Origin of the sequence: Bacillus norwichensis (assembly GCF_014836955.1) — a bacterium.
In the GTDB taxonomy this organism is placed as follows: domain Bacteria; phylum Bacillota; class Bacilli; order Bacillales; family Bacillaceae_C; genus Siminovitchia; species Siminovitchia norwichensis.
On the sequence record NZ_JACSPV010000006.1, the window covers coordinates 138226 to 163310 of the forward strand.

A 25085-nucleotide genomic window follows, 5' to 3' on the forward strand; every position below is an offset into this window, starting at 1 on the left:
GAGTAAAGGGGGAAAAGGGATGAAAATAACATATGAATCATGGGCGGACCCGAGTCCTCGTTTTATTGTTGATGATGCATACAAGGGTGCTCTGAATGTATTGGAATGGGCTTTTGAAATGTATGAAAAGGAGCTGGTATATGCATGTAGCTTTGGTGTGGAAGGTATAGTCCTGATAGATTTAATATCCAGTGTCAACCGGCAGGCAAAGATTATATTTCTTGATACAGGGCTGCATTTTCAAGAAACATATGACTTAATTAATTCGGTGAAAAAGAAGTATCCCTTATTAAAAATTGAAATGAAAAATCCAGAAATGACATTGGAAGAACAAGCCGAAAAATATGGTGGAAAACTCTGGGAGACCCAGCCAGACCAATGCTGCCATCTTAGGAAGGTATTGCCGCTGCAAGAAACGTTGTCTGGGGCAACTGCATGGATTTCGGGATTAAGACGAGAACAATCGGCAACAAGGCAAAATACGAACTTCATTAATAAAGATGAAAATTTTCGCTCTATAAAAGTTTGTCCTCTTATTCATTGGACTTGGAAGGATATCTGGAATTATGTTGAAAAACATCAACTAGAGTACAATCAGCTTCATGATCAAGGCTATCCAAGTATCGGCTGCCAACCCTGTACATTACCGGGGGATATGTCGACAGGCTCCAGGTCCGGGCGTTGGGCAAACAAAGGGAAGACAGAATGTGGTTTGCATCAAAGAACACAAATTTAAATAGTGATGAGGAGGATATATAGATGGGACTAAGCCAACCGCATGGAGGGACATTAGTGAATCGCTGGAATCCAGATTATCAAGGTGAATCTATTAATAAGGAGATTGAATTAGATGAAATATCCTTAAGTGATTTGGAACTGATTGGTACAGGTGCCTACAGTCCGTTAACAGGATTTTTAACTAAAGAGGATTATGATTCGGTGTTGGAAAATATGAGGTTATCTACAGGTGAGCCCTGGACAATTCCAATTACTTTGCCGGTTACAGAGGAAAAGGCACGAACTTTTTCTATAGGAGAAACAGTGAAGCTGGTCAAAGACCAGGTAGTATATGGCGTGTTGGAGATAATTGATATTTTTACGCCAAACAAGGAAAGAGAGGCAAGGCTTGTATATTTGACAAATGATCTTGAACATCCGGGAGTAAAAAAACTGTTTGAACGTCCAAATGTTTATGTCGGTGGAAAAATAACATTGATCAGCCGTACACCACCTGGCCAATTTTCAGTATATATATTCGATCCCATTGAGACACGAGAAGAATTCAAAAAATTGGGGTGGAATACTGTTGTCGGTTTTCAAACGAGAAATCCTGTGCATCGGGCGCATGAGTACATTCAAAAGTCCGCGCTGGAAATTGTAGATGGACTGTTTTTAAATCCGTTGGTCGGAGAAACAAAACAGGACGATATTCCGGCAGGTGTACGATTGAAAAGCTATGAAGTTCTATTAAATAAATATTATTCAAAAGACCATGTATTCTTAGGCGTTTTCACAGCGGCTATGAGATATGCGGGACCCAGAGAGGCTGTTTTTCACGCAATGGTTAGGAAGAATTTTGGATGTACCCATTTTATTGTTGGACGTGATCATGCCGGGGTTGGAAATTACTACGGGACTTATGATGCCCAAAAGATTTTCAGCAATTTTACGTCAGAGGAGCTGGGTATTACTTTATTATTTTTTGAACATAGTTTTTATTGCCATAAGTGCAGCGGTATGGCGACACATAAAACGTGTCCGCATGATTCAAAGTATCATGAAATATTATCAGGAACGAAAGTAAGGGAAAAACTTAGAAACGGTGAGTCATTGCCGGAGACATTCAGCCGGCAAGAAGTGGTTGAGGTACTGATTGCTGGATTACAAGAAGAAGTAAAAGTCTAACCCTAAATAAAGAGGTGGGAAATTTGGGAACAGTATATATAGTAGGGGCGGGTCCCGGTGATGTTGATCTAATTACAGTAAAAGGCTTGAAATGTATTCAAACAGCAGATGTGATCCTGTACGATCGTTTAATTAATAAGGAACTGCTGCATTATGCAAAAACAGGGGCAGAATTAATTTTCTGTGGAAAAATGCCGGGTTTTCATCAAAATAAACAAGAAATCATCCATGAATTATTAGTGAAGTACGCAAAAAAAGGAAAAATTATCACGAGGCTAAAAGGAGGAGATCCTTTCGTATTCGGGAGAGGAGCCGAGGAAGCACAAGTATTGGCGGAAAATGGCATACCATTTGAAATTGTTCCGGGTATCACATCAGGAATAGCTGCTCCTGCTTATGCAGGAATTCCTGTAACACATCGGGAACTGGGCTCAAGTTTTGCGGTTGTGACAGGTCATGCGAAGGCAGGGAAAGATGATTCTATTAAATGGAAAAATTTATCTGAAGGTGTTGATACACTAGCGATATATATGGGAGTCGGGAATTTACCTTATATTTGCGAGCAGCTTACGAAATATGGAAAGTCGAGTGATACTCCGGTCGCTCTGGTTTATTGGGGGACCACAAAAGAGCAGCGCACGATTACAGGAACACTTGCAACGATTGTTGACGTTGCCCATGCTGCCAAAATTCAAAATCCCAGCATGATTATCGTCGGTGAAGTTGTTACATTGCGTAACGAAATCCAATGGTTTGAACAAACTCAGGAGTATCGTCATATGACGGTAATTTGAACAGGAGAATTTCTTATGCAGGCAATCTTATATGTAGCGCATGGGAGCCGATTAAAAGCAGGGGTTGCAGAAGCGATTGAGTTTATTGAAAAGGTCAAACTCAATGTCGATGCACCTATCCAGGAAATTTGTTTTTTGGAGCTGGTTGAGCCCGATATCTCAGAAGGTATATCAAAGTGTGTAGAACGGGGGGCGTCACACATTGCTATTATTCCCATTTTGCTGTTAACTGCAGTTCACGCCAAAAAAGATATTCCTGAAAAAATTGAAGTGGGAAAGCAGACGTATCCTCACGTCCGATTTACGTACGGTAAAACAATAGGGATTCACCCAAAAATAATTGAAAGTCTGTATGACCGTATAATCGAAAAAAAGACAGCGTTAGATGCAGATGCCGCAGTTTTGCTAGTTGGACGAGGCAGCAGTGATCCTTTGGTCAAGCAGGAGTTAACCCGAATTGGAAACTTGCTAAAAGAGAATTACAGCTTTCAACAAGTTGAAGTTTCCTTTCTCTATGGAGCAAGTCCCCATGTTGATGAGGCTATCAACCTATTATTGAACTCCGCAAGGAAGCAAATATTTGTGATTCCTTACTTATTATTTTCTGGTCTGTTAAAAAATGGCTTGGAAAAAAAGATAAAGGGATTGTCTGATTCAAACCAGTCCATTATTCTGTGTGACAGTTTAGGGTATCATCTGAATATTCAAGAGGTCATTACAGAACGTGTTAAAGAAGCCATTGAAACGGAAAGAGTGGGTTAAGGTATGGAGGCATATCCGGTCATGCTTAATTTACATGAAAAGAAAGCTTTGATAGTCGGAGGAGGGAAAATAGCCTATAGGAAAGCAATAGGACTTTTAAAAGCAGGCGCAGAGATCACGATGATTAGCCCCGATATTTATTCTAAGTTTAATATTTTATTAGAAAAAGGCCAAATTAGCTGGGAACAGAAGGAGTTTGAGGAGAGTGACTTAAGGGACGCCCTGATTGTGATTGCAGCAACTAACAGAAAATCAATTAATAGGGAAATAGCCCAGCTCGTTTCTGATCATCAGCTAATAAATGTTGTTGATGAATCAAGGCTCAGTAATTTTCACGTCCCTGCAAAGATCACCAGGGGAAAACTGACGATTGCTGTGGGGACGAAGGGGGCCAGTCCGATATTGGCAAAGAACATCCGGGATGAAATTGCGGACGTGTATGGTGAATCCTATGGTGATTATCTTCACTTTCTTGAAAAAGCTAGAAAATTAGTTTATTCCAAAGAGAAAAACACGGTATTGAGAAAGGAATTATTAACAGGGTTAGCAGAAAAAGATTATCAAAATGCAAGAAATCAACGAAGTTTTTTTGAAAGGTTGATGTCTAACAATGAGGGAAAGTAAGTATAAACATTACTGGATACAATACAATTCGGATCCAGCACTTTGATTATACAAGATAGCCAAGTAATCCAAATTTTAAAAATGAAAAAATCAGATTGAAATAATTTTTCCATGAGAGGTGAAAATGATTGCAACTGCAAGTGATGAATAGTCCGTTTACTGAAAAACAGGCGGATCTTTTGAACCGTGTTCTTCCATCTTTATCGGAAAGTCAACAATTATGGCTGAGTGGCTATTTAAGCGGCTATCACAATCGAGCATCAACTGTGGTGCAAAATCCGCCAGCGGCTGCTTTGCAGGAATCTGGAGTGGTACAGGCTACCAAAGAATTAACAATTTTATTTGGTTCTCAAACAGGGAATTCGCAAGGGTTGGCTGAAGAAATATCTGAAAAGATGAAAAATATGGAATACCAAGTCATGTTGACACCCATGAATGAGTTCAAAGTGAAAGATTTGAAGAAGCTCACTCATCTATTGATTATTGTCAGCACACACGGTGAAGGAGATCCACCAGATACTGCTCTGCCTTTCTATGAGTACCTTTATAGTCGGCGGGCTCCAGAATTAAATGATTTGCACTTCTCTGTGCTTGCATTGGGTGATAGCTCCTATGAGTTTTTCTGCCAAACTGGAAAGCAATTGGATGAACGGTTAGAGAAGCTGGGGGCTAAACGTTTAAGTCCCCGAGTCGACTGTGACTTGGATTATGATGAACCAGCGGCCCAATGGTTTGAAAATGTCGCTCAAAGTCTGAAAAAATTGATTGAGCGCGAACCTGCCGGTGAAGGTGCATTTGTCTCGGGAGTGCCAAGCTCCATTCCAGAGCAGCTCAAATATTCAAGAACCAATCCTTTTCGGGCGGAAATCTTAGAGAATATCAATTTGAATGGCCGTGGCTCTAATAAAGAAACCCGCCATTTAGAATTATCCTTGGAAGGCTCCAATTTTCAGTTTGAACCAGGGGACAGTATCGGAATATATCCTGAAAATGAGGAAGAACTGGTTCATCTAATCATAAAGGAACTTCAGCTTGATCCAAATGAATCTGTGCCAATCAATAATCAAGGTGAGGTCCGTTCTTTATTAGAAGCCTTAAAGAACCATTACGAGATTACGGTTCTATCCAAACCATTATTAGAAAAAGCTTCTAAAATAAATGAAAAATTACAGGCGTTTATTGAATCAGAAGAAGATGTCAGAGATTACTTAAAAGGGCGAGACTTATTGGATTTAGTTCGTGATTTCCCTTTCTGGAATATCTCAGCTGTGGAATTGGTCGGAATACTACGTAAAATTCCTGCGCGTCTATATTCCATCGCAAGCAGCTATCAATCTAATCCTGATGAAGTCCATTTGACAATAGGGACTGTCCGCTATGAAGCGAATGGGAGAAAGAGGAAAGGTGTTTGCTCTGGATATTGTGCGGAGAAAGGCAAACCAGGCGAGTTTTTATCCATATATGTGCAAAAAAATCCCAATTTCAGACTCCCTTCAGATCCGGACGTTCCTATCATTATGATTGGTCCAGGTACTGGTGTTGCGCCATTTAGGTCTTTCCTTGAAGAAAGAGAGGAAATCGAAGCAAAAGGGAAGTCATGGCTTTTCTTTGGAGATCAGCATTTTGTTACAGATTTTCTTTATCAGGTTGAATGGCAAAGATGGCTTAAAAAGGGCGTGTTAACCAATATGGATGTCGCTTTTTCAAGGGACACGGAGAAAAAAGTGTATGTTCAACACCGTATGCTTGAAAAAAGCCGTGAGATATATGGTTGGCTTGAAGAAGGAGCTCACGTTTATGTTTGTGGAGATGAAAAAAATATGGCGAAGGATGTGAACTCAACATTGCTTGAGATTCTTGAGAAAGAAGGCGGCATGAGCTCTGAAGCAGCAGAAGCTTATCTAACGGACATGCAGCGGGAAAAACGTTATCAAAGGGATGTGTATTAATTTATTAACTGCATCCTGCAGGAGTCTCTTGCTTCTGTAAGTGGTAGATGAATGCCTACTGGTATGCTACTCCTTAGCTGAATAAAGTTAAGGCCTTCGGCGGATGCCTCGGGAATTTATTGATCAAAGCTCGATAAATTCTGGGCTAAATACGCTAAGGCGCATTTGATAAAGTGAAGGGAGAACGGATTTATTATGTCAAAAACAAAGCTTGTTCCATCCCAGGATGGTCCACTAAGTGATGTTGAACAAATCAAAATAGAAAGCAATTATTTGCGCGGTACATTAGCTGAAACCATTGCGGCTCCTCTAACTGCAGGTATACCTGATGAAGATAATCGATTGATGAAGTTTCATGGCAGTTACATGCAGGATGATCGGGATGTTCGCAATGAGCGGCAAAAACAAAAGCTGGAACCTGCCTATCAATTTATGGTCAGAGTGAGGGCTCCTGGTGGTGTCATCACTTCAAAGCAGTATATAAGCATGCATAATATTGCTCAAAAATATGGGAATGGAACCTTGCGGTTAACAACAAGACAAGCAATTCAAATACATGGCATTTTAAAATGGAACATGAAGAAAAGTATAAGGAAAATTAACGATTCACTATTAGACACATTCGCTGCTTGTGGGGATGTGAATCGAAATGTGATGTGTAATCCAAATCCATATCAATCAGATGTACATGGAGAAGTGTATGAATGGTCTAAAAGAATAAGTGAGCACCTTACGCCAAGAACCCATGCTTATCATGAAATTTGGCTGGATGGTGAAAAGGTTGCGAGTGATACTCAGAGTGATAAAGAAACAGAACCTATTTACGGGCCCGTTTATTTACCGAGAAAATTTAAAATTGGGGTAGCTGTGCCTCCCTCCAACGATGTAGATGTATTTTCGCAAGACTTGGGTTTCATTGCCATTTTGCAGGATGAACAATTACAAGGATTCAATGTCGTTGCAGGCGGAGGAATGGGCATGACTCATGGGGATACAAACACATATCCTCAACTGGGCCGGATTATTGGTTTTTGCCTCCCAAACCAAGTAATAGATGTGGCTGAGAAAATCGTTACCATACAAAGAGATTATGGAAACCGGTCAGTCAGAAAGAATGCCCGTTTTAAGTATACAATAGATGCTAGAGGTGTAGAATGGCTGACTGATGAGCTTAATGAGCGCCTCGGTTGGGAACTTCAGCCTGCCCGCTCAGTTGAGTTTGAACACAATGGAGACAGATATGGTTGGGTAAAGGGAACTAATAAAAAATGGAATTTTACATTATTTATTGAAAATGGAAGGATCAAGGACCGGGATAACTATAAATTGATGACCGGCCTTTTGGAAATAGCCAAAATCCATAAAGGAGATTTTAGACTGACCCCCAATCAAAACTTGTTGATCGGCAATATAGAGGGGAAGGACAAAGCCCAAGTCGAGGAGTTAATCAAGAAGTATGGATTAACAGATGGCAAACAGTATTCCGCATTACGGAGAAATGCCATGGCCTGTGTTGCGTTGCCGACATGCGGACTTGCCATGGCAGAATCGGAACGTTACTTGCCTTCCTTACTCGATAAAATCGAAGAAATATTAGAGGAAGCTGGCCTTAGGGAGGAAGAAATTGTCATCCGTATGTCCGGATGTCCCAATGGCTGTTCGCGTGCAGCTCTCGGGGAAATTGGTTTCATTGGGAAAGCACCTGGAAAGTATAACTTTTACTTAGGAGCAGGATTTTCAGGAAATAGACTAAACAAGCTTTATCGTGAAAATATAGGAGAAAACGAAATTCTGGAAGAGCTGAAGCCCATCATCCATCATTACGCAAAAGAACGTGTAGAGCGGGAACGTTTCGGAGATTTTGTGATCCGCGCAGGCTATGTGAAGCCAGTTCATTCAGGATTGGATTTTCATGATTGAGTGGGGAAAGGATAGTTGGTGCAGCAACTATCCTTTTTTTAATTTCATTCAGCAAAAGTCTCTCACTTCGATAAGTGGTGTATTTCGTTAAGTGGGGAGGCAAACCCCAGCTGAATGGGGTTAAAGCCTCCGGCGGATGCCGCAGATTTTCAGTTTGGGTAAATTTTCAAATTTAAATACTAAACAAAAAGAAAACACTGAGATTTCCTCAATGTTTTCTTTTTAGCACATGTTTATTAACGACTGACAACAATTTTTCCTTTTTTTATAACTGTCTCCACAATGTTGGTCCCAAGTTCATAGGCGATATGTTTATAAGAAGGGACATTCCAAATCTGCAAGTCCGCGAGTTTGCCAGGCTCAATGGTTCCTCTATCATTCAGACCCAATGCTTGAGCTCCTCCATATGTAGCGGCTTTGATGGCTTCCTCCACAGAAAATTGGTACAGTCTGCAGGCTAGGTTGATGACGAACTGCATAGATTCCGTATAACAAGCTGGGCAGAGATCAGTTGCCAGAGCAATTTTGACGCCCTTATCCAGCATTTTTCGTGCTTGAAACGGACGTTTATGTCCCACTGCAAAATCGAGCGCTGGCATTAGCACTGCTGTCACATCGGTTTTTGCCAGACGGTCCATCACCTCTTCAGGAGTGTAGTTCATATGATCCACTGATACCATGTTCATCTCTGCAGCCAAGTCAGATCCGCCAATATAGGAATAGGCGTCTGCATGGATTTTCGGTTTCAGGCCGTGCTTAATCCCAGCTTCGAGGATTTTCCTGGATTCTTCTGCAGTAAAATAGCCGTCGTCACACCATACATCACAAAATTCGGCCAGACCGCGCGCGGCAACTTCCGGAATCATATCATTGATGATTACATTGAGATACTCTTTCTTTGTCAGCCCTTCCGGAAAACCATGGGCTCCCAAAAATGTGTTGAGAACATCCAGTGGTGTTTCACGGTCGAGTTTTCTTCCAACACTAAGGATCTTTAATTCACTCTCTGTGGTAAGACCATATCCGCTTTTGCTCTCGACAGTTGTAATCCCATAACGCAGCATATTCATTAAACGCTTCTCTGACTGTTCAAACAACTCATTTTCCGCTTGATCGCGAGTTAATTCGACTGTTCGATTGGGGCCGGCAGTCATTCCGAGTTTTTTTAACTGATATGAGTTTCCAGAAACTTTGGCAGCATATTCATCTACACGTGATCCAGAGAATACTAGATGAGTATGGGAATCAATGAATCCAGGTGCAACAACCTTTCCTGAGGCATCAATGACAGAGGCTTCACTCAAATCGAAATCTCTTAAAAGTTCCTGGTAGGTACTGACACCAGCAATTTTGTCATCTCTGATAGCAATCCAAGCATTATTGAGAATTCCAATGTCATTAATCCCCTCATTCGTACAGGTGATCACCTCTCCTGCGTTTTTAATGACAGTATCTATTTTTACTTTTGCGGTCGTAGGCATAGACTTTAATTCTCCTTATTCCAAAAGATTTAGTCATTTTTATGCAGGTTGTGCCAGGATTGGATCAAACTAACTGTATATCTAACAGTATTCACTAGATTCTTAATGCTGATGTGCTCTTGATGAGTATGGATATTTCTAAATCCGTTTCCCAAAGTGATGCAGGTTAAATTATTTTCATTTAAATTATTTGTATCTGCCCCACCTAGCGTTTTTGTCAGCCAGGGTTGAACTTGAATTTGCTCTGCGGCATCAAACGCATTTTTCGCTAATAGACTGTCTTTGTCCACCTGAAAGCCGGAATATTTCTTTTCAATCTCATTCCTCACTCTGCCGCCATATTTTTCAGCAGCACTTAAAGCGTTACTGAAAATAAGCTCTAGTTGTTCATTCAATTCTTTTTTATTAAAACAGCGGACTTCCCCGGTCATCTTTACATTGCCCGGAATGATAGAGGAGAGTTCTCCACCGTGAATCAGTCCCACATTGACCAAAGTTTCCTCATCAATTTTTCCGACCTTAACACTTTTGATAATATCTGCAGCGATCTCAAATGCGTAAATTCCTTCTTCGGGATTTAGTCCAATATGGGAAGACTTGCCGATAACCTCAATATGAAATTTACTGCTGTAAGGTCCTTGTAAAATAATTTGGCCAACGTCTCCACTGCTATCAAAAACATAACCGAAATCACTTTTTACCTTCGAATAGTCTAAATGGCGGGAGCCTTGCAAAGCCTGCTGCTCGTTAACTGTTAAAATTAATTCAATGGGACCGCAGGGTATATTGTTCTCTTGAACATATTGGATAGCTTCCAGATAAGCCGTCAATGCTGCCCGGTCATCAGCTCCTAATATAGTCGTGCCATCAGAATAAATTACTCCGTCTTTGATAACGGGTTTTAAATCTTCGGTGGGCAGGACCGTATCCATATGGGTGGAAAAAAATAATGGCGGTATGCTGGAATCAGTGCCATTCCAAAATGCAATCAAATTTCCAACGTCCCCGTCGAAATTTATATGGGCTTCATCAAATTGAATAGAAAATCCCATGTCAGTTAAAGTGCTTTCCAGTCTTTCTGAAATACTTTTCTCTTTTCCACTGGGGGCATTCACTTTGGCCCATTCAAGAAAGCTATTGACAACTTTTTCTTCATCTAATTGAATTTCTCTCGTAATCAGGCTCACTTTTTATAATCTCCTTTCTAGGTAAAGCAGTTAAATCTCAAGTGTTTGCCAGCCTAAAAGCTGTTCCGCTTTAGCGGTCATATTATTGGCAATCAAATGCCGTATACGGGTAGAAGAGATAATTTCCCCATCCTGACAGCAGATAAGATCCAAACTATTCACGTGAAAATTTTGTTTTAGTGTATCGGTACTCCCGTTCCGATTCGCTCCGAATTTGAAGTTTTTTCCAACCCATATACTCAATGGATTCATGTTGCGGATTTCGTCTAGGAATACCTTGGCTTCCCGGGAGGCATAAAAGGTATCAAAAGGTGCAACGATAGTATGGTCCACTCCTAATCGCCGAAGTCTCTCCAGTTTTTCTGGCAAGGAAGCAAGCTGCAGTTTTTTTTGAAAATATACTCTTGGCGGGGGATCGAATGTATAGACAACTAATGGCATCTGCATCCAATCAGCCTGAGTCTTTGCGTGACGGATCAATTCTTGATGGCCTTTATGGACTCCATCAAAAGCGCCTATGGCTAAAACAGAAGCAGGAAGTTTTAAATCATCGCAAGAATAAATCTGCATAGGTGGTCACCTCTTTTTCTTAAAGGGGAACAGGCGTAAAGCCTGTTCCTTAAGCTTGCAGCTCCGCTTTTTCGGAAAAAATATTCGCCGCTTTTCGAACCATCTGGCGAGACGGCTCTAAGTCGAAGTTGTTGAAAGCAGCTTGCAATTGAGTAAAAGGAGGTCCCTGTGCAAATAACTCAAACGTCGTTTGATGCCCACCACGTGATGAATTTAGCAAGTCACGGGCGAAGAATAACAACTTGGTACGATCTTCGGCATCCCAGCCGGCAAGTGAATAATATTTATCGATGTATCCCTTTACTTCAGGGTGCTGAATCGTTACGGAATCCGGAGTGACAGCCAATTGTCCTCCTACCAGCTCCCTTGTCAAATGCAACATGTCATTGAAATTAGCGATCGCCTGGATTCGGCCTGTATAGAGCAGTGATTGGTTGGGCATCAACAATCCGCTGGTACTTTCTTCAGCTTCAGCAACCGCAGCTGTTAGATGGGCATTGATAGACTCCCTATAGCAAATCAAATTTGTTATTTTTTCTTGTACGGCTGGAATTTTAGTCAGTCCAGTTTGCTCTGCATTCAATACAGCTGTACCCAGCAATAAATCTGCACGACGCAAAAGCCGGATGACGTAGTTAAAAGCGGAATATCTGTGTACCGTCTTTCTGATAAACTGGACGGATTTAAGGTTATTATGGAAAAGAACGTTTTCCCAAGGGATTAGCACCTTGTCAAAAATTAAAAGAGTGTCGATTTCATCAAATTGTGTAGAAATAGGATAGTCAATGGGATTTTGATTTTTACCATGGGATGTACGGCAAATGTGCTTTAAACCAGGGGATCCCATGTCGCAAATGAATCCAGAAGCATAAGGCAGCATGCTTTCATCCGTCCAATTTGAGATAGTAGGTTTTACGAATGCCTGATGGGCATAAGCTGCTGCTGTTTCAAATTTGGCACCGCTTACAACGATTCCGCGGTCATTCTCCTCGACCACGTGTAACAAATTTGTATCACTACCGGCTTTTCCTGTGAAAAGCTTGCTGCGATCACCTTTTGGATCCGTGTTGGCAGAAACATGGAACAGGTCCAAGCGAGAAATCCTGTCGATATGGTTTTTAATATTTTCGGTATAGGTTGGATCAATTTCATTCAGCGATTCCTGTGCATCATAAAGGGACCACATCTCTCCGATCGTCTCATCCCCGACTCGATAGACGACTCCTCCCAAATCATCAAGAACCGTTTCTACATATTTACGGATTGCTTTTAAGTCATCTTTTGTTTCGGGCATTTTGTATGCTCGGCAGATTGTTCCGTTAGGAGTATCTACAGTGCAAATATTTTTGTACTTCGCTTCATGATTCATATCATACATTCTGGCTTTAGCTTCGATGATGGGCCTCAGTGAAGGATGTTCCGCAATGTTTTTTACTTTTTCTCCATCGATATACACTTCACGGCCATCATTTAACGATTCCATATATTCCTGACCTGTCATTAATGCCATCGTTTATTCCCCCTAAAAAGACGTTATAGTGGTAGAAAGTTCCCAAACTTGCCTCGATAATAGACGAGTGGATCTTTCTTTGAGACTTTAATACTTTTCACTTTTCCAAGGAACACGGAATGTGTCCCACCTGTGATTTCCTCGGCCACTTCACATTCAAAGACAACAAGTGATTCATTTAATATGAGCAATCCATTTTCTGTACGGGATGCGTCTACCCCTTGGAATTTATCAGATTGTGGAGTTGCAAATCTCTTTGCGGTTTCCACTTGGTTTTTCTCTAAAATATTGACTGTGAAAAAACGTGATTTTGAAATAGCGTTACAAGTGCCAGCATTTTGATTCACACAAACCAAGAGCATGGGTGGATCCAATGACACTGAACTGACTGCGCTGGCAGTAATTCCATAATCCTGTCCATCTAGTTTGGATGTAATGACAGAAACACCGCTAGTAAAATGACCAATAGCATTTCTAAAAGATTCCGAAGTTACCTTCTCTTGAACTTCATTCAACTTATTCCCCCCGTTCATACTTTAAGTTTTAACAAAAGGAGTAGTATTGTTCCTTTTGTCGTTATTTAAAATGCAAGTAATGTGCCAATCTTATAAAGCTATTGTTTTAAAGAGATTTTTCTTATTTAAATAAAATCACAAGTGTTTTTGCATGCAAAACGACAAGATATATGCGCAAAAATTTGCGTTTAAGAGATTTTTTCTTTTGCACTATCACTAGTAATGGTTGTTGAGCGGGTGCTTTTAAGGAAGCCGGCTACTTTTTCATATTCAGGCTTTGTGAAATAACTGACAATGATATAAGAAAGCAAACTTAAAGATAATCCGTACAAAATCCTTTCAGCAGATTCAGGCCAAAAGGTTGGAAGTTTTACCCCCATGTCTACCATGAAATTGTATAAGACAAATGAGCTGCCCATGACCAAGCTCGCAATAGCACCAGCTGCTGTCCCTCTTTTCCAAATAAAAGCCAAAATAAGTGGAACTAATACACCAGATGCCAAAATATCACTGGACATCCAAAGCACCCATAGTGCATCAGGAATTCTTAACGAGATAAATGCTCCAATCAGACTGATTGCCATAGTTGAAGCAATACCTACACGCACCACTGTTTTGTTGGACGCATTCGGACTGACATATCGGTTAAAAAAGTCGGTGACGTAAAGAGAGCCGGTATTAATAGCTGTACTCATCGTTGACATGATGGCTGCAGCTACTCCTAAGAAGACGATACTTCCCAAAACGGGGTTCAAATACTGAGTCGTAATAGCCGCCACAATTCCACCTTCAGGTAACTCGTTAAAAATCGCACCACTAGCAACTCCGATGATTGCAACAAGGAAATACAAGGGAATAAAGAAAGCAATTCCACCTAAAGGCATTTTACGAGCTTCACTTTCATCCTTTGTGGCAGCCAAACGTTGCCAAGCATCCGCGCTGATGATCCAAGCAAGTCCGAATGATAACAAGTAGAAGAAGTTGTTGCGAAAGTTGGCAAAGAAATTAAAGTAATCATCCTGTCCTTTTACTGCAGCTGCGGATTGAATATTCTCCCAGCCACCGGAATGTTTTACTGCTACTACCGCGGTGATAACGAGGCCGATAGCTAGTAAACCGAATTGGATGATGTCCGTTAGAACAACTGCCCTGAAACCACCGATGGAAGAATAAACAGCTACAATTGATACACCTAAGATAATTGCCGTTAAATAAGTGGTTCCGAACATGGATGAAAAGAACTTCCCAAGTGCGACCATCTGGGAAGAAGCGAAAGTAATCATGTACCAAATTACGATAACGCTTACAATTAGTCCCGCCGTTCGATTGTATCGATTCTCAATTATTTCTGTTTGTGAAAGTGATCCCACATTTCTAATCGCTTTAGCTAGGAAATATAAAACGATGGAAGCGGCGATTGATGGTGAACCAATAATCCACCAGGCACTGATTCCTTGTTCAAAAGATTGATCCACTGAGACAAGAGCCGATGTGCCTCCAAACCAAGAGGCTACAAAAGTCATTGCTAGTGCCCAGTGTGGGAACTTTCTACCTGCAAGGAAAAAGTCCTCCTTTGTTTCATTTTTGTTCTTTCTTACACTTACAAAGAGCAGGACCCCAAAATAAACTAATAAACTGACTATCGCCCAAGTTTTATAAATGATCATTTTACTCCCCCGTTTTTTTATTTCTCAATCACTTGAGGTGGCCTAAATCGACTAAAAGTTTTTGTGGTATAGCAGATATACTACACAGACATCCACTCCTTTTTTTCCTTGTATATTGAGTATAATTGCAACAAACATGCCAATCTTTCGAAAAAATAAAAATGTGATAAAATAGTGTCATTCCAACAATAAAAACGTTTACATAATATATCAAGTCTGCAAAAAACAGCTGCAAATTTGCGTTTTTGCGCAAATTTTGCTTAAAGAAATCTTGAGAGGATGAGTGATTTGCGAATTTCAGATCTTGGCTCTGTGTTTGCACAAATGAATGAGGGCGTATTGTTTCTCAATAAGGAAGGGGAAGTACTATATGAAGCGGGAGATTTTGTCGAAAGTCTATTATCTGTAAAAGGACTAGTAGATGGTACGGCAAATAGCATCATCATAGAAGACAAGGCATATGAACTGAAAATCCAAAAATTAGTGGTGGAAAATTCACCAGTAACCATGATCCTCGTAAATCAGGATGTAAGAGGTACAAAGTTGGCAGCATTGGAGCAGATTGTTGATTCTATCAACCAAGGAATCATGGCTAGTGACTCAGAGGGCAGGATTTTTATTTATAATAAAGCTCAAGAAAAGCTTGAAAACTTAAAAAAGGCTGAGGTAATTGGAAAATATTTGTGGGAGGTGTATCGGATTGATCCCAAAACATCGGAGCATCGTGGGGTTTTTAGAACAAGAGAGCCAATTATAGGTCAATATAGGGCGCATGCGTATATAGAAGGCCAGCCGCAATATACGACTTATAGCACTTATCCTTTAGTTAAAAACAACAACTCAATTGGGGCTTTTTCCATATGTATGAATGATACGAAGTTGAAAAACTTACTCTATGAAACAGTGGAGTTGAAAAGAAAGCTTTTCCAGCCAGCAAAGGCAAAAAGTGAAACAGATAACGGTACTTCTTTTAGTTTCGAGGATATAAAAGGTGAGAGCAGTGAGTTAAACAAGCTAATCAAAGAAGCGCAAAATTTTGCTGTCTATAATACGGATGTTTTGATTGTCGGAGAGACTGGTACAGGGAAAGAGTTATTTGCTCAAAGCATCCATAATTTCAGTTCAAGAGCGAGCAGCCCATTTATAGCAGTGAATTGCGCAGCTATTCCCGAGACATTGTTGGAAAGTACGCTGTTTGGAACAACAAAAGGAGCGTATACTGGAGCGATTGATCAAGCAGGACTCTTTGAATATGCCCAAAACGGTACGCTGTTCCTTGATGAAATTAACTCCATGCCCATGTCTTTGCAAGCAAAGCTTATTAGAGTACTGGAGGAGCGAAAAGTCAGAAGAGTTGGCTCAAACAGAGTCACAGCAGTCAATTGTCAAATCATCACTGCTTCAAATGAAGATCCACAAATACTCATTAAAAATGAGAAACTGCGCTTGGATTTGTATTACAGAATCGCAAAGGCATGTTTACTTATCCCGCCACTTAGGAGCAGACCTGAAGACCTTACATTTTACCTTCGATATTTTATTAATAAATGTAATGAAAAATTTAACAAGCAACTTAAAGGAATGTCAAAGGAGTTGGAAGAGCTTTGTTTCCGATATTCTTGGCCTGGCAACGTCAGGGAATTGGAACATGTGATGGAAAATATCATGTTAAGAACAGAAACCTCCGATCAATATCTTGATGTAAGACATGTTCCCGATTATTTAAAAGTAATGATGGAAAGTGAAGAAGAAAGAAGGCCGTCCATAGGGCAGCGGGAGGATTCATTAAGAAGCGTGCAAAAGCTGTCTTGGGATAATATAAAAGAAGAATTAGAAAAAACAGACTGGAATATTACACAAGCCGCAAGAAACTTTGGGCTGTCGCGTCAAAACCTGCAGTATTATATAAAAAAATACAATGTAAAAAGAGAAAAGACATAGTTGGCTAAATAAACGGGCCGGAGCCTATCAAACTAGGGGATAGGCTCCGGCTGATTTGAATTTGTTTAGTGTAGAATGTTTTTCAGGATGTAGGGTAATTTTAAAAGAAGACTTCATCTTTATTCACAATTGTAGAACCTTTTTGCCTTTTCCAAGAATCACTTTAGAAAAAGTGCAGTAAATAACTGAATGAACACTATAAAGAGTTATGACGGCTATCACGAAAGTAAGGATGTTGAATTTCGTGATAGCCTATTTTTTTCTTCATAGTCAGAGCAAGTACCATATTTAATTTTTTACATAGGGAAAATTAAAAATATATTGTGTTTTCAGAATTTATTTGATAATCTAAATTGTATACAGTTATAAATACTTATAAAAATACATTAAGGTGCACCTTTTATGATGGAGGTAGGATTATTGTGAAAAATGGGTTGGAAAATAAAATATATAAAATGTTAAAGGCTGCAATTATCAATAGAGAATTACCACCAGGAACGAAACTATCAGAACAGGAGTTGGCTGATACCTTAAACGTCAGCAGAACACCAATCCGATCAGCACTTCGAAGGCTATCATACGAAATGTATGTAAAAATCATTCCGAGAAGGGGAGCCTTTGTTAATCAGCCGACACTCAAAGAAGTTGAAGATGTGTTCGAAATGCGAATACTACTAGAGGATTTCGCTGTTATGAAAGCTTGCCAAAGTCATGCAAAATTCAAATCTACTATACAAAGCTTAGAAGGAATGATTCAGAAGGAAAAAGAGGCCTATGCATCAAAAAATATAGGCGGAGTTCTAGAAAATGTATATGATTTTCATATTGAAATTGCTAAAATCTCACAAAATGATATATTGATCAATCAACTTCGTGAATTAATATCTTTAACGAATATCTACTTGACTTTCTATAGTGAAATGGATCTCGACGAGCCTGCCTCACCTCAAGAGCATGCAGATATTTTGGAAGCGATTAAAGTGAACGATGAGGAGCTCGCCCGAAATAGAATGAAGCATCACATTAATAAAGTAATAGACAGATTGAATTTTGGAATGCTGGCACGTAATGATACAAAGCTAGAAACAGTACTTTCGAAATATATCTAAATGTTTATAAGACAGGAGGAACCCTATGAAATTTAATTCCCTAACTTATCCATACGCTTCCCAACGCATGGTTCATTATGCAAAAAAAGGTATGGTTGCTACTTCTCAACCACTTGCTGCTCAGGCCGGTTTGGACATTTTAAGAAAAGGGGGAAATGCTATAGATGCAGCTATTGCTACAGCAGCTTGTTTAACTGTTGTAGAACCTACATCAAATGGCATCGGGGGTGACGCTTTTGCCATTGTTTGGACAAAGGGAAAGCTCCACGGTTTGAACTCAAGTGGACAGGCACCGAAAAGAATTTCAGCTGAACAGCTGAAAGAAAAAGGATTTGACAAAATACCTGAACACGGATGGGAACCGGTGACAGTTCCAGGTGCACCAGCAGCTTGGGCGAGCCTTTCAGAAAAATTTGGCCAGATGCCTTTTGAGGAGGTTTTACAGCCAGCCATCAACTATGCAGAGAAAGGGTTTCCAATTTCACCTTCAGCTGGGTTTTATTGGAATCAAGCTATCACAGAGTTCAATGAAACTCTGCATGCCAGCGTTTATGAACCTTTTTTCAATATGTTTACGAATAATAAGCGGGCTCCTAAAATAGGGGAAATATGGAACTCTCAACTGCATGCGGAAACACTCCGTTCTATTGCTCTCACAAAAGCCGAGTCTTTTTATCGAGGAGACTTGGCAGCGATGATGGATGAGTTTTCTGCTTCAACTGGTGGTTATATTAGAGCGGATGACCTAGGAGCATTCCAGACTGAATGGGTAGATCCAATCAATGTTCATTATAACGGCTATGATATTTGGGAGCTTCCTCCAAACGGACAAGGAATTATTGCCCTAATGGCTTTAAATATTTTAAAAGGTTTTGATATTAAGGAAAAGGAGAAAACTGAAACGTACCATAAGCAAATTGAGGCTTTAAAACTAGCTTTCGTAGATGGACAAGCCTATATTACCGATCCATCAGAAATGAAAATGGATATTCGTGAGCTATTGTCACCTTCTTTTGCTGACAGAAGGCGTCAGCTCATTTCTTCTACGGCAATTTTTCCGCAAACTGAAAAACCGGTAGAAAGTGGTACTGTCTATTTAGCAACTGCTGATAATGCGGGAAATATGGTTTCCTTCATTCAAAGCAATTATCATGATTTTGGATCTGCATTGGTTGTTCCAGGCACAGGCATCGTCCTTCAGAATAGAGGACACAATTTCTCGCTAGACCCGAGTCATGTCAATTTCTTGAAACCTAATAAAAAAACTTATCATACGATTATCCCTGGTTTTATCACAAAAGATGGTGAGGCATTTGGAGCTTTTGGTGTTATGGGTGGATTCATGCAGCCACAAGGACATATGCAGGTCCTCTCCAATTTGATAGATTGCCATATGAATCCGCAAGCAGCGTTGGATGCTCCTAGGTGGTATTGGTCGGGGAAAAAAACAGTCATGGTCGAACAATCTGTTCCAACCCATATTGCAAAAGAATTGAAAGAGATGGGGCATGACATTCATATAGAGCTTAGCCCTAAAAAATTTGGCAGGGGGCAGATCATATTAAAAGATCCAGTTTCTTCAGTGTTTATTGGTGGGACGGATTATCGAACAGATGGAACGATTGCATCATGGTAATTTTCGCTAAAAACTTTTAGTTTATAAGGAGGTGAAATGAATGCGGTTCTTTTTGGAAAACAAACATTGACTGTAGTCGTTGCCTATTTGTTGTACCTCCTCCATTGGTAAACGGAAACATTGCCTTGAAAATAGGTCAAAGGAAGTTTCGTTTTTTGCTTAATGGAGAGTTTTACCACATAAGGAGGAAGATATATGCAAAAACGACAACCCCAATGGTCTTCAAGGTTCGCGCTGATATTCGCATCAATCGCTCTGATTGTAGGTACGGGAGTCATTTGGAGATTTCCAAGGAATTTAGCCGAGCATGGGGGATCTTTTTTAATAGGTTGGGCGCTGTTCCTGTTTTTATGGTCTATTCCGCTTATCATGATAGAAATGGTAATAGGCAGAAAAACGAGGATGGGAACATCTGGGTCCTTTAGAGATTTTGTTCATGAAAAGTATACATGGATGGGTACTGTAGTGTTTTGGGTTGCTGCTTTTGCAACTTTTTATACTTCTGTGGTAACAGGATGGACATTAAAATATTTATTATTGACATTTCAAGGGGCATTTTTCAAAGATGGAGTCGATACAGGTCAGATTTGGGATACATTCTCTACTAATGCAGTGGATATGATTGTATTTCATATACTTGTAGCAGTCATCTCAGGCTTCGTTCTATATTTGGGGATAAATACTGGAGTAGAACGAGCCAATCAGGTTATGATCCCTTTACTATTCCTTACACTTATTTTCACAACTATCTATACCCTAAATTTAGAAGGTTCTATTGAAGGAATCAAATATATGTTTACTCCTGAGTGGAATAAACTGACCAACGCAGAAACTTGGTTGGCAGCGCTTTCTCAATCAGCCTGGTCAACCGGAGCAGGATGGGGAATATTTGCAACTTATGCAATTTACACCAAGAAAAATGAAGATATTGCCCAGAATACTCTTACTGCTACATTTGGAAATAACTCGGCGGAGTTAATGGCTGGGTTGACGATCATACCAGCTATCTTTGTTTTATCACCTTCTCCAGCATATTTAGAAACGGCGCTTGGTTCAGATAATTACGGTATGATATTTGTATATATGGCAGAATTGTTTACTAAAATGAGTGGCGGGTTTTTTGTTTCAATAGTGTTTTTTACTGCTTTGGCCCTGGCCGCGATCAGTTCCTTGATTGGTATGTTTGTTTTCCTCGTACGTAATATTGAAGACTTTGGTGTTCCTTATAAAAAAGCGGTTATTATGACTGTAGTGGTAACGATTATCCTTGGGATTCCTTCCGCAGTGAGTCTTGACTTTTTAGGCAATCAGGACTTTGTATGGGGACTTGGATTGATCATCAATGCAATGTTTTATCTATTTGCTGCTTACCAATATGGTATTGAAAAAATTAGGGATGAAATCAACGAAGTTAGTGACATCAAACTTGGACGCTGGTATATATGGATAGTCAAATACTGTATGCCTGTCATTGCTGTAGTCTTTTTTGGGTGGTGGATATATCAATCTATTGTTTGGTATCCGAGCAGTTGGTGGTCTCCAAAGGAAATATTTAGCTTTGGTTCATTTTTTGTACAAGTTGGAAGCGTGATAGTCATATCAATCCTATTCAATCGATGGGTGAAGCGTAATATACGTAGACAAGAGCTTTCAAATCATGAGGAAATGAACAAGGAGGTTATGTAATTGGAGCCAATTACCATTATTATGATGATTGTCATGCTTACCGTTTTTTGGGGAGGATTTAGTTTTTTATTAGTCAAATCGCTGCTCAATGATAAAAAGAAAGTGTAAAGTTTCTTGTAAAACTATTGATAAGATAAATTAACTGAAAATTCAGAGGGGATGATAGTATGAAAAAACAAAAAGAAAAACTCATTGACTTGTCTCACACTCTAGAGACCTACGAAGCCAATCCGTATCAACAATTAGGAGAGAATGCACGCTCCATGATAGGTACATTTGCGACGTACGAAGCGGATGGATTTTATGAATGTTCGCTATATATAGGAGATCATGCTGGAACACATATGGATGCAACCAAGCATTTTAACCCTGATGGACTATATACGGATGAAGTTCCACTGGAAGCATTTTTCGGAGAAGCTTGTGTTCTTGATTTAACAAATATGAAAGCGCATTCTGATGTGAATATCACTGATATTCAGGCAGCAGCTGAAAAGGCAGAAGTGGATTTGAAGGATTATCATATTGTTTTGCTGAAAACCGGTCGGGATAAATATTATGGAACGCCAGAGTATTTCCGAGATCTATTGAATATTTTACCAGAAACAATAGAGTGGATGATTCAGCAGGGAATGGTTACGCTTGGCGTGGATATGGTCACAATTGAATTGGACAGGTATATTTATTATCCGGACTCTAACCTTAATCCAAATGACGCGGAACGGTATCCAGCACATTGCTTAATGAAAAAATATGAATGGTACATGATTGAAAATATGGCCAATCTGACAGCTATTCCTGGGTCAACCTGCAAATTTGTAGGCTTTCCATTAAAAATCAGTAAGGGAAGTGGTGGACCAATGAGAGCTGTAGCCATTATTGAGGAATGAGGAGAAGAATATAAGTATGAGGAAGTTGAAGAACATAAAAAAAAGAAATTGCAAGATCCAGTACTGGTGCGCCATACCAATAAAACTGAATGCAAGCAACTTCTATTGTACTTATATTAGGCTTTTAATTGAAAATAATCAATTTGCCCTTAAATGACAGCTAGTTCAAATACAAACATGGAATCCTTAGCTCATAAGAGCTTAGGAGATTCACATGGCAAAAGTGAGAGCAGGCGGAGAAAAACAATTTTCACCGCCTGCTTGGTTTTTGAAAGCAGTTCAGATTTAGTCTGTCTAGATAATTTGAATTAAAGTTCCTCTTGTAACTATAGTACGTACTGGTTCCAGACTGTGCACATACACTTACATTCAAGGCATCGGATGTGGCGTTTCAGCCGTAGTAATTCTCTCTTTTTCTATCGTGAGCTGTTCTAATTTTTCGCGATTGACGTTAAAACCGATTCCAGGTCCTGACTGAACTTGAATGATTCCTAGATCCATTGTGACTTCAGGCTCGATGATATCTTCGTCCCAATAATGGGAGGATGGAGCTGTGTCTCCTGGTATAGTAAAATTGGATAGAGATGTCAGGGCAATGTTATGAGCGCGTCCGATTCCGGTTTCAAGCATTCCGCCGCACCAAACAGGCACTCCGTTGTCTCTGCACAGGTCATGGATCCGGATGGATTCACCCAGTCCGCCAACGCGGCCAATTTTAATATTGATAATTTGGCAGCTGCCTAGCTGCAACGCTTTTCTAGCGTCTTCGAGTGAATGGATGCTTTCATCCAAACAGACTGGCGTCTGAATTTCTTTTTGCAAAGTAGCATGGTCAATAATATCATCATGAGCAAGCGGCTGTTCGATCATCATAAGGTTGTATTGATCGAGCTTTTTCAAATGCTCAATATCATTCAGGGTATATGCTGAATTGGCATCTGCCATTAATGGAGCGTCCGGAAATGCTTTGCGGACTGCCTCAATATAGTCCAGGTCAGCCCCAGGAGCAATCTTCACTTTTATTTTTCGGAATCCTTCCTTCACATATTCGCCGACTTTCTCGACAAGCTTTTCAGGAGATTCTTGGATACCGATACTTTTTCCTACTTCTATCTCCGTTTTCATACCGCCGATTAATTCGGAAAGCGGCAAGTTATTCTTTTTTGCAAATACATCCCAAATCGCAGTTTCAATCGCTGATTTCGCAATCTGATTTCTTCGAACAAATGTGAGCATGTCATGGACATCCAGCGGATGATTAATGGTTTTATGGATGATTCTTGGAATAAGGAAATCCTTTAACATATAAACGGCTGTATGTGTGGTTTCCTCGTTATAATAAGGCTCGTCGCTTGTTGTTGTTTCTCCCCATCCGGAGATGCCTGACTCGTCGATAGCCTCCACTAGGCAGACATGCTTCTCCTGAAACGTACCAAAACTCGTTGTAAAAGGTGCAATTAGCTTTAACTTTACGGTATGAAGAACAACCTCTTTAATTTTTACTGGTTTCAATGCTAGTTCTCTCCTTTTTTTGCCAACACTTGTACAACTTCTGTAATAATATCAATTCCCTTGAAAAGGGCTTCGCGGTTGAATGTCATATATGGATGGTGGAGACCTGGTTTCAAATCACATCCAAGCCCGATCATTGTGGCTTTCAGTTCTGGTCTTTTAATCGTGTAAAAATGAAAATCATCTCCGCCTGGTGTCATCAGCGGATCCATCGTATGATCAGGACCCAAAATGTTAGAAATCGCCTGTTCGGTAATTTCCTTTGCTTCCGGGGCGACTTCGGCTGCTGGGATTCCATAATCGTCCGTGATCTTTATCTTTGATTGGAAGAGCTGTTCAGTTGCCTCCAAAGTCTCGTATACTTTATTTTTCAGCATTTTCATGTGCTGATTTGTTTGCGCCCTCAAATCAAAAGCGAGAGATGCTTGCCCTGGGATAATATTGGTGCTTTTTCCACCAGCGTGGAATTTTGTGACTTTTACTGAATGTGGAACGGTTGGATCCAAGTGGATGGCGTTAATGGCATTCACAATATGCGTCCCAACTTCAATTGCATTGCTTGTTAGATGTGGTCTGGCTCCGTGGGCGTCATCCCCGATGATGTCACATTCAATTGAACTGGCTGCTCCATGAATAATAGCTGGAGTTGCATATCCGTCAGGAGCCTCCTGGACAGGTCGCAAATGAATGCCGAATAAGTAATCAACGTCATCAACGGCACCTTTTTCCACCATTTTCAATGCGCCATCACCAACTTCTTCCGCTGGTTGAAAAATAAAGCGGACAGTTACCTTGTCTTTGATGGAAGGATCTTTGGTAAGCTTCCATACGGCACCAAGCACCATTGTCATGTGGGCATCGTGGCCGCACGAATGATTGGCTTGGAATTTTCCATCTACTTCCTGCCACAAAGCGTCCATGTCAGCTCGAATGGCTACAACCGGATTTCCGTTTGCAGGATCGCCAAAATCAGCGATTACACCTGTGCTACCATTGAATGTCCGTACTGTGCAGCCAGCTTTTTCAAGCTGTTCCTTCACAAATTGATTTGTGTTCTCTTCTTCCCAGCTGATTTCTGGGTGAGCGTGTAGATAATTAAACGTATCGTAGACTTGTTGCTTAAAATGTTCCTCTTGCATGCCAGCTGATTTCCTTTCTCGATAAACGTGTTAGTTTGATAACGGTGAAGAATCATCGTTACCAAGTCGTTAAGTACTTCATTATATGAAATAAGGACATCAAAGTCGCCCGAGCGAATGCCTATTGGTGAAAAAGCTGTAAAACGATCACCGGTAAAATCGGCATCCGATTATTTCATTAAAAATTTCGCCAGTAGAATAATCTACATAACTCAACTTTCGCACCAACAAAATAAGTACTAATCGTTGGCTAGACTGAATCTTGAGCCTATCAATTATGTTGCTTGA

General features: G+C 40.3%; 21 protein-coding genes. 13 read left to right on the forward strand and 8 right to left on the reverse strand.

Annotated elements, in window-relative coordinates:
* The first annotated feature begins 19 nt into the window (after window positions 1–19).
* The 8 genes from H9631_RS05450 to cysI all read left to right on the forward strand — a co-directional run bounded on the left by H9631_RS05450 (window position 20) and on the right by cysI (window position 7954).
* Complete coding sequence (locus tag H9631_RS05450) at window positions 20–736, forward strand: phosphoadenylyl-sulfate reductase (RefSeq protein WP_191810695.1); 717 nt, start codon at window positions 20–22, stop codon at window positions 734–736.
* Between the two features lie 23 nt (window positions 737–759).
* A complete protein-coding gene (gene sat, locus H9631_RS05455) occupies window positions 760–1905 on the forward strand; it encodes a sulfate adenylyltransferase (protein ID WP_191810697.1) in 1146 nt (381 codons plus the stop codon).
* Window positions 1906–1928: 23 nt separating this feature from the next.
* A complete protein-coding gene (gene cobA, locus H9631_RS05460; protein ID WP_191810699.1) occupies window positions 1929–2699 on the forward strand; it encodes a uroporphyrinogen-III C-methyltransferase in 771 nt (256 codons plus the stop codon).
* A 15-nt stretch (window positions 2700–2714) separates the two neighbouring features.
* Entirely contained in the window at window positions 2715–3461 is a 747-nt protein-coding gene (locus H9631_RS05465) for a sirohydrochlorin chelatase (RefSeq protein ID WP_191810701.1), read from the forward strand.
* 21 nt (window positions 3462–3482) lie between these two features.
* Window positions 3483–4085 carry an NAD(P)-dependent oxidoreductase gene (locus tag H9631_RS05470; RefSeq protein ID WP_191810703.1) on the forward strand — a complete coding sequence of 201 codons (603 nt, stop codon included), beginning with the start codon at window positions 3483–3485 and terminating at the stop codon, window positions 4083–4085.
* 21 nt (window positions 4086–4106) lie between these two features.
* The gene (locus H9631_RS05475; protein WP_404801718.1) at window positions 4107–4184 is read left to right on the forward strand and encodes a DUF2292 domain-containing protein; all 78 of its coding nucleotides are present in this window, start codon (window positions 4107–4109) and stop codon (window positions 4182–4184) included.
* A 29-nt stretch (window positions 4185–4213) separates the two neighbouring features.
* Window positions 4214–6034, forward strand: coding sequence for an assimilatory sulfite reductase (NADPH) flavoprotein subunit (locus tag H9631_RS05480; protein WP_191810705.1), 1821 nt, complete (start codon window positions 4214–4216; stop codon window positions 6032–6034).
* A gap of 195 nt (window positions 6035–6229) precedes the next feature.
* A complete protein-coding gene (gene cysI / locus H9631_RS05485; protein WP_191810707.1) occupies window positions 6230–7954 on the forward strand; it encodes an assimilatory sulfite reductase (NADPH) hemoprotein subunit in 1725 nt (574 codons plus the stop codon).
* 236 nt (window positions 7955–8190) lie between these two features.
* On the opposite strand, the gene hutI is transcribed toward cysI, so the two are convergent.
* From hutI to H9631_RS05515, 6 genes are all read right to left on the reverse strand, one after another.
* The gene (hutI, locus tag H9631_RS05490; protein WP_191810709.1) at window positions 8191–9435 is read right to left on the reverse strand and encodes an imidazolonepropionase; all 1245 of its coding nucleotides are present in this window, start codon (window positions 9433–9435) and stop codon (window positions 8191–8193) included.
* Window positions 9436–9464: 29 nt separating this feature from the next.
* Window positions 9465–10622, reverse strand: a complete 1158-nt coding sequence (locus H9631_RS05495) for a M20/M25/M40 family metallo-hydrolase (RefSeq protein WP_191810711.1) — start codon at window positions 10620–10622, stop codon at window positions 9465–9467.
* A gap of 30 nt (window positions 10623–10652) precedes the next feature.
* On the reverse strand, window positions 10653–11192 hold the full coding sequence (locus tag H9631_RS05500; RefSeq protein ID WP_191810713.1) for an FAD synthetase family protein: 540 nt from the start codon (window positions 11190–11192) through the stop codon (window positions 10653–10655).
* Window positions 11193–11241: 49 nt separating this feature from the next.
* Window positions 11242–12702, reverse strand: a complete 1461-nt coding sequence (locus H9631_RS05505) for a 4-hydroxyphenylacetate 3-hydroxylase family protein (RefSeq protein WP_191810715.1) — start codon at window positions 12700–12702, stop codon at window positions 11242–11244.
* A gap of 23 nt (window positions 12703–12725) precedes the next feature.
* On the reverse strand, window positions 12726–13217 hold the full coding sequence (locus H9631_RS05510; protein ID WP_191810717.1) for a flavin reductase family protein: 492 nt from the start codon (window positions 13215–13217) through the stop codon (window positions 12726–12728).
* Between the two features lie 188 nt (window positions 13218–13405).
* Complete coding sequence (locus tag H9631_RS05515; RefSeq protein WP_191810719.1) at window positions 13406–14884, reverse strand: sodium:solute symporter family protein; 1479 nt, start codon at window positions 14882–14884, stop codon at window positions 13406–13408.
* A gap of 288 nt (window positions 14885–15172) precedes the next feature.
* Between H9631_RS05515 and H9631_RS05520 the strand changes: the two genes are divergently transcribed.
* The 5 genes from H9631_RS05520 (at window position 15173) to H9631_RS05540 (ending at window position 22146) form a co-directional block, all read left to right on the forward strand.
* The gene (locus H9631_RS05520; protein ID WP_191810721.1) at window positions 15173–16825 is read left to right on the forward strand and encodes a sigma-54 interaction domain-containing protein; all 1653 of its coding nucleotides are present in this window, start codon (window positions 15173–15175) and stop codon (window positions 16823–16825) included.
* 422 nt (window positions 16826–17247) lie between these two features.
* Window positions 17248–17934, forward strand: a complete 687-nt coding sequence (locus H9631_RS05525; RefSeq protein ID WP_191810723.1) for a GntR family transcriptional regulator — start codon at window positions 17248–17250, stop codon at window positions 17932–17934.
* Between the two features lie 25 nt (window positions 17935–17959).
* Window positions 17960–19570: a gamma-glutamyltransferase family protein gene (locus H9631_RS05530; protein WP_191810725.1), complete on the forward strand. Its 1611-nt coding sequence runs from the start codon at window positions 17960–17962 to the stop codon at window positions 19568–19570.
* A gap of 195 nt (window positions 19571–19765) precedes the next feature.
* A complete protein-coding gene (locus tag H9631_RS05535; protein ID WP_191810727.1) occupies window positions 19766–21256 on the forward strand; it encodes a sodium-dependent transporter in 1491 nt (496 codons plus the stop codon).
* 167 nt (window positions 21257–21423) lie between these two features.
* Window positions 21424–22146, forward strand: a complete 723-nt coding sequence (locus H9631_RS05540; RefSeq protein ID WP_191810729.1) for a cyclase family protein — start codon at window positions 21424–21426, stop codon at window positions 22144–22146.
* 369 nt (window positions 22147–22515) lie between these two features.
* Here H9631_RS05540 and menC read toward each other — a convergent pair whose 3' ends face one another.
* Window positions 22516–23658, reverse strand: coding sequence for an o-succinylbenzoate synthase (gene menC, locus H9631_RS05545; protein ID WP_191810731.1), 1143 nt, complete (start codon window positions 23656–23658; stop codon window positions 22516–22518).
* A 2-nt stretch (window positions 23659–23660) separates the two neighbouring features.
* Entirely contained in the window at window positions 23661–24797 is a 1137-nt protein-coding gene (locus tag H9631_RS05550; protein WP_191810733.1) for a M20 peptidase aminoacylase family protein, read from the reverse strand.
* Window positions 24798–25085: the final 288 nt, after the last annotated feature.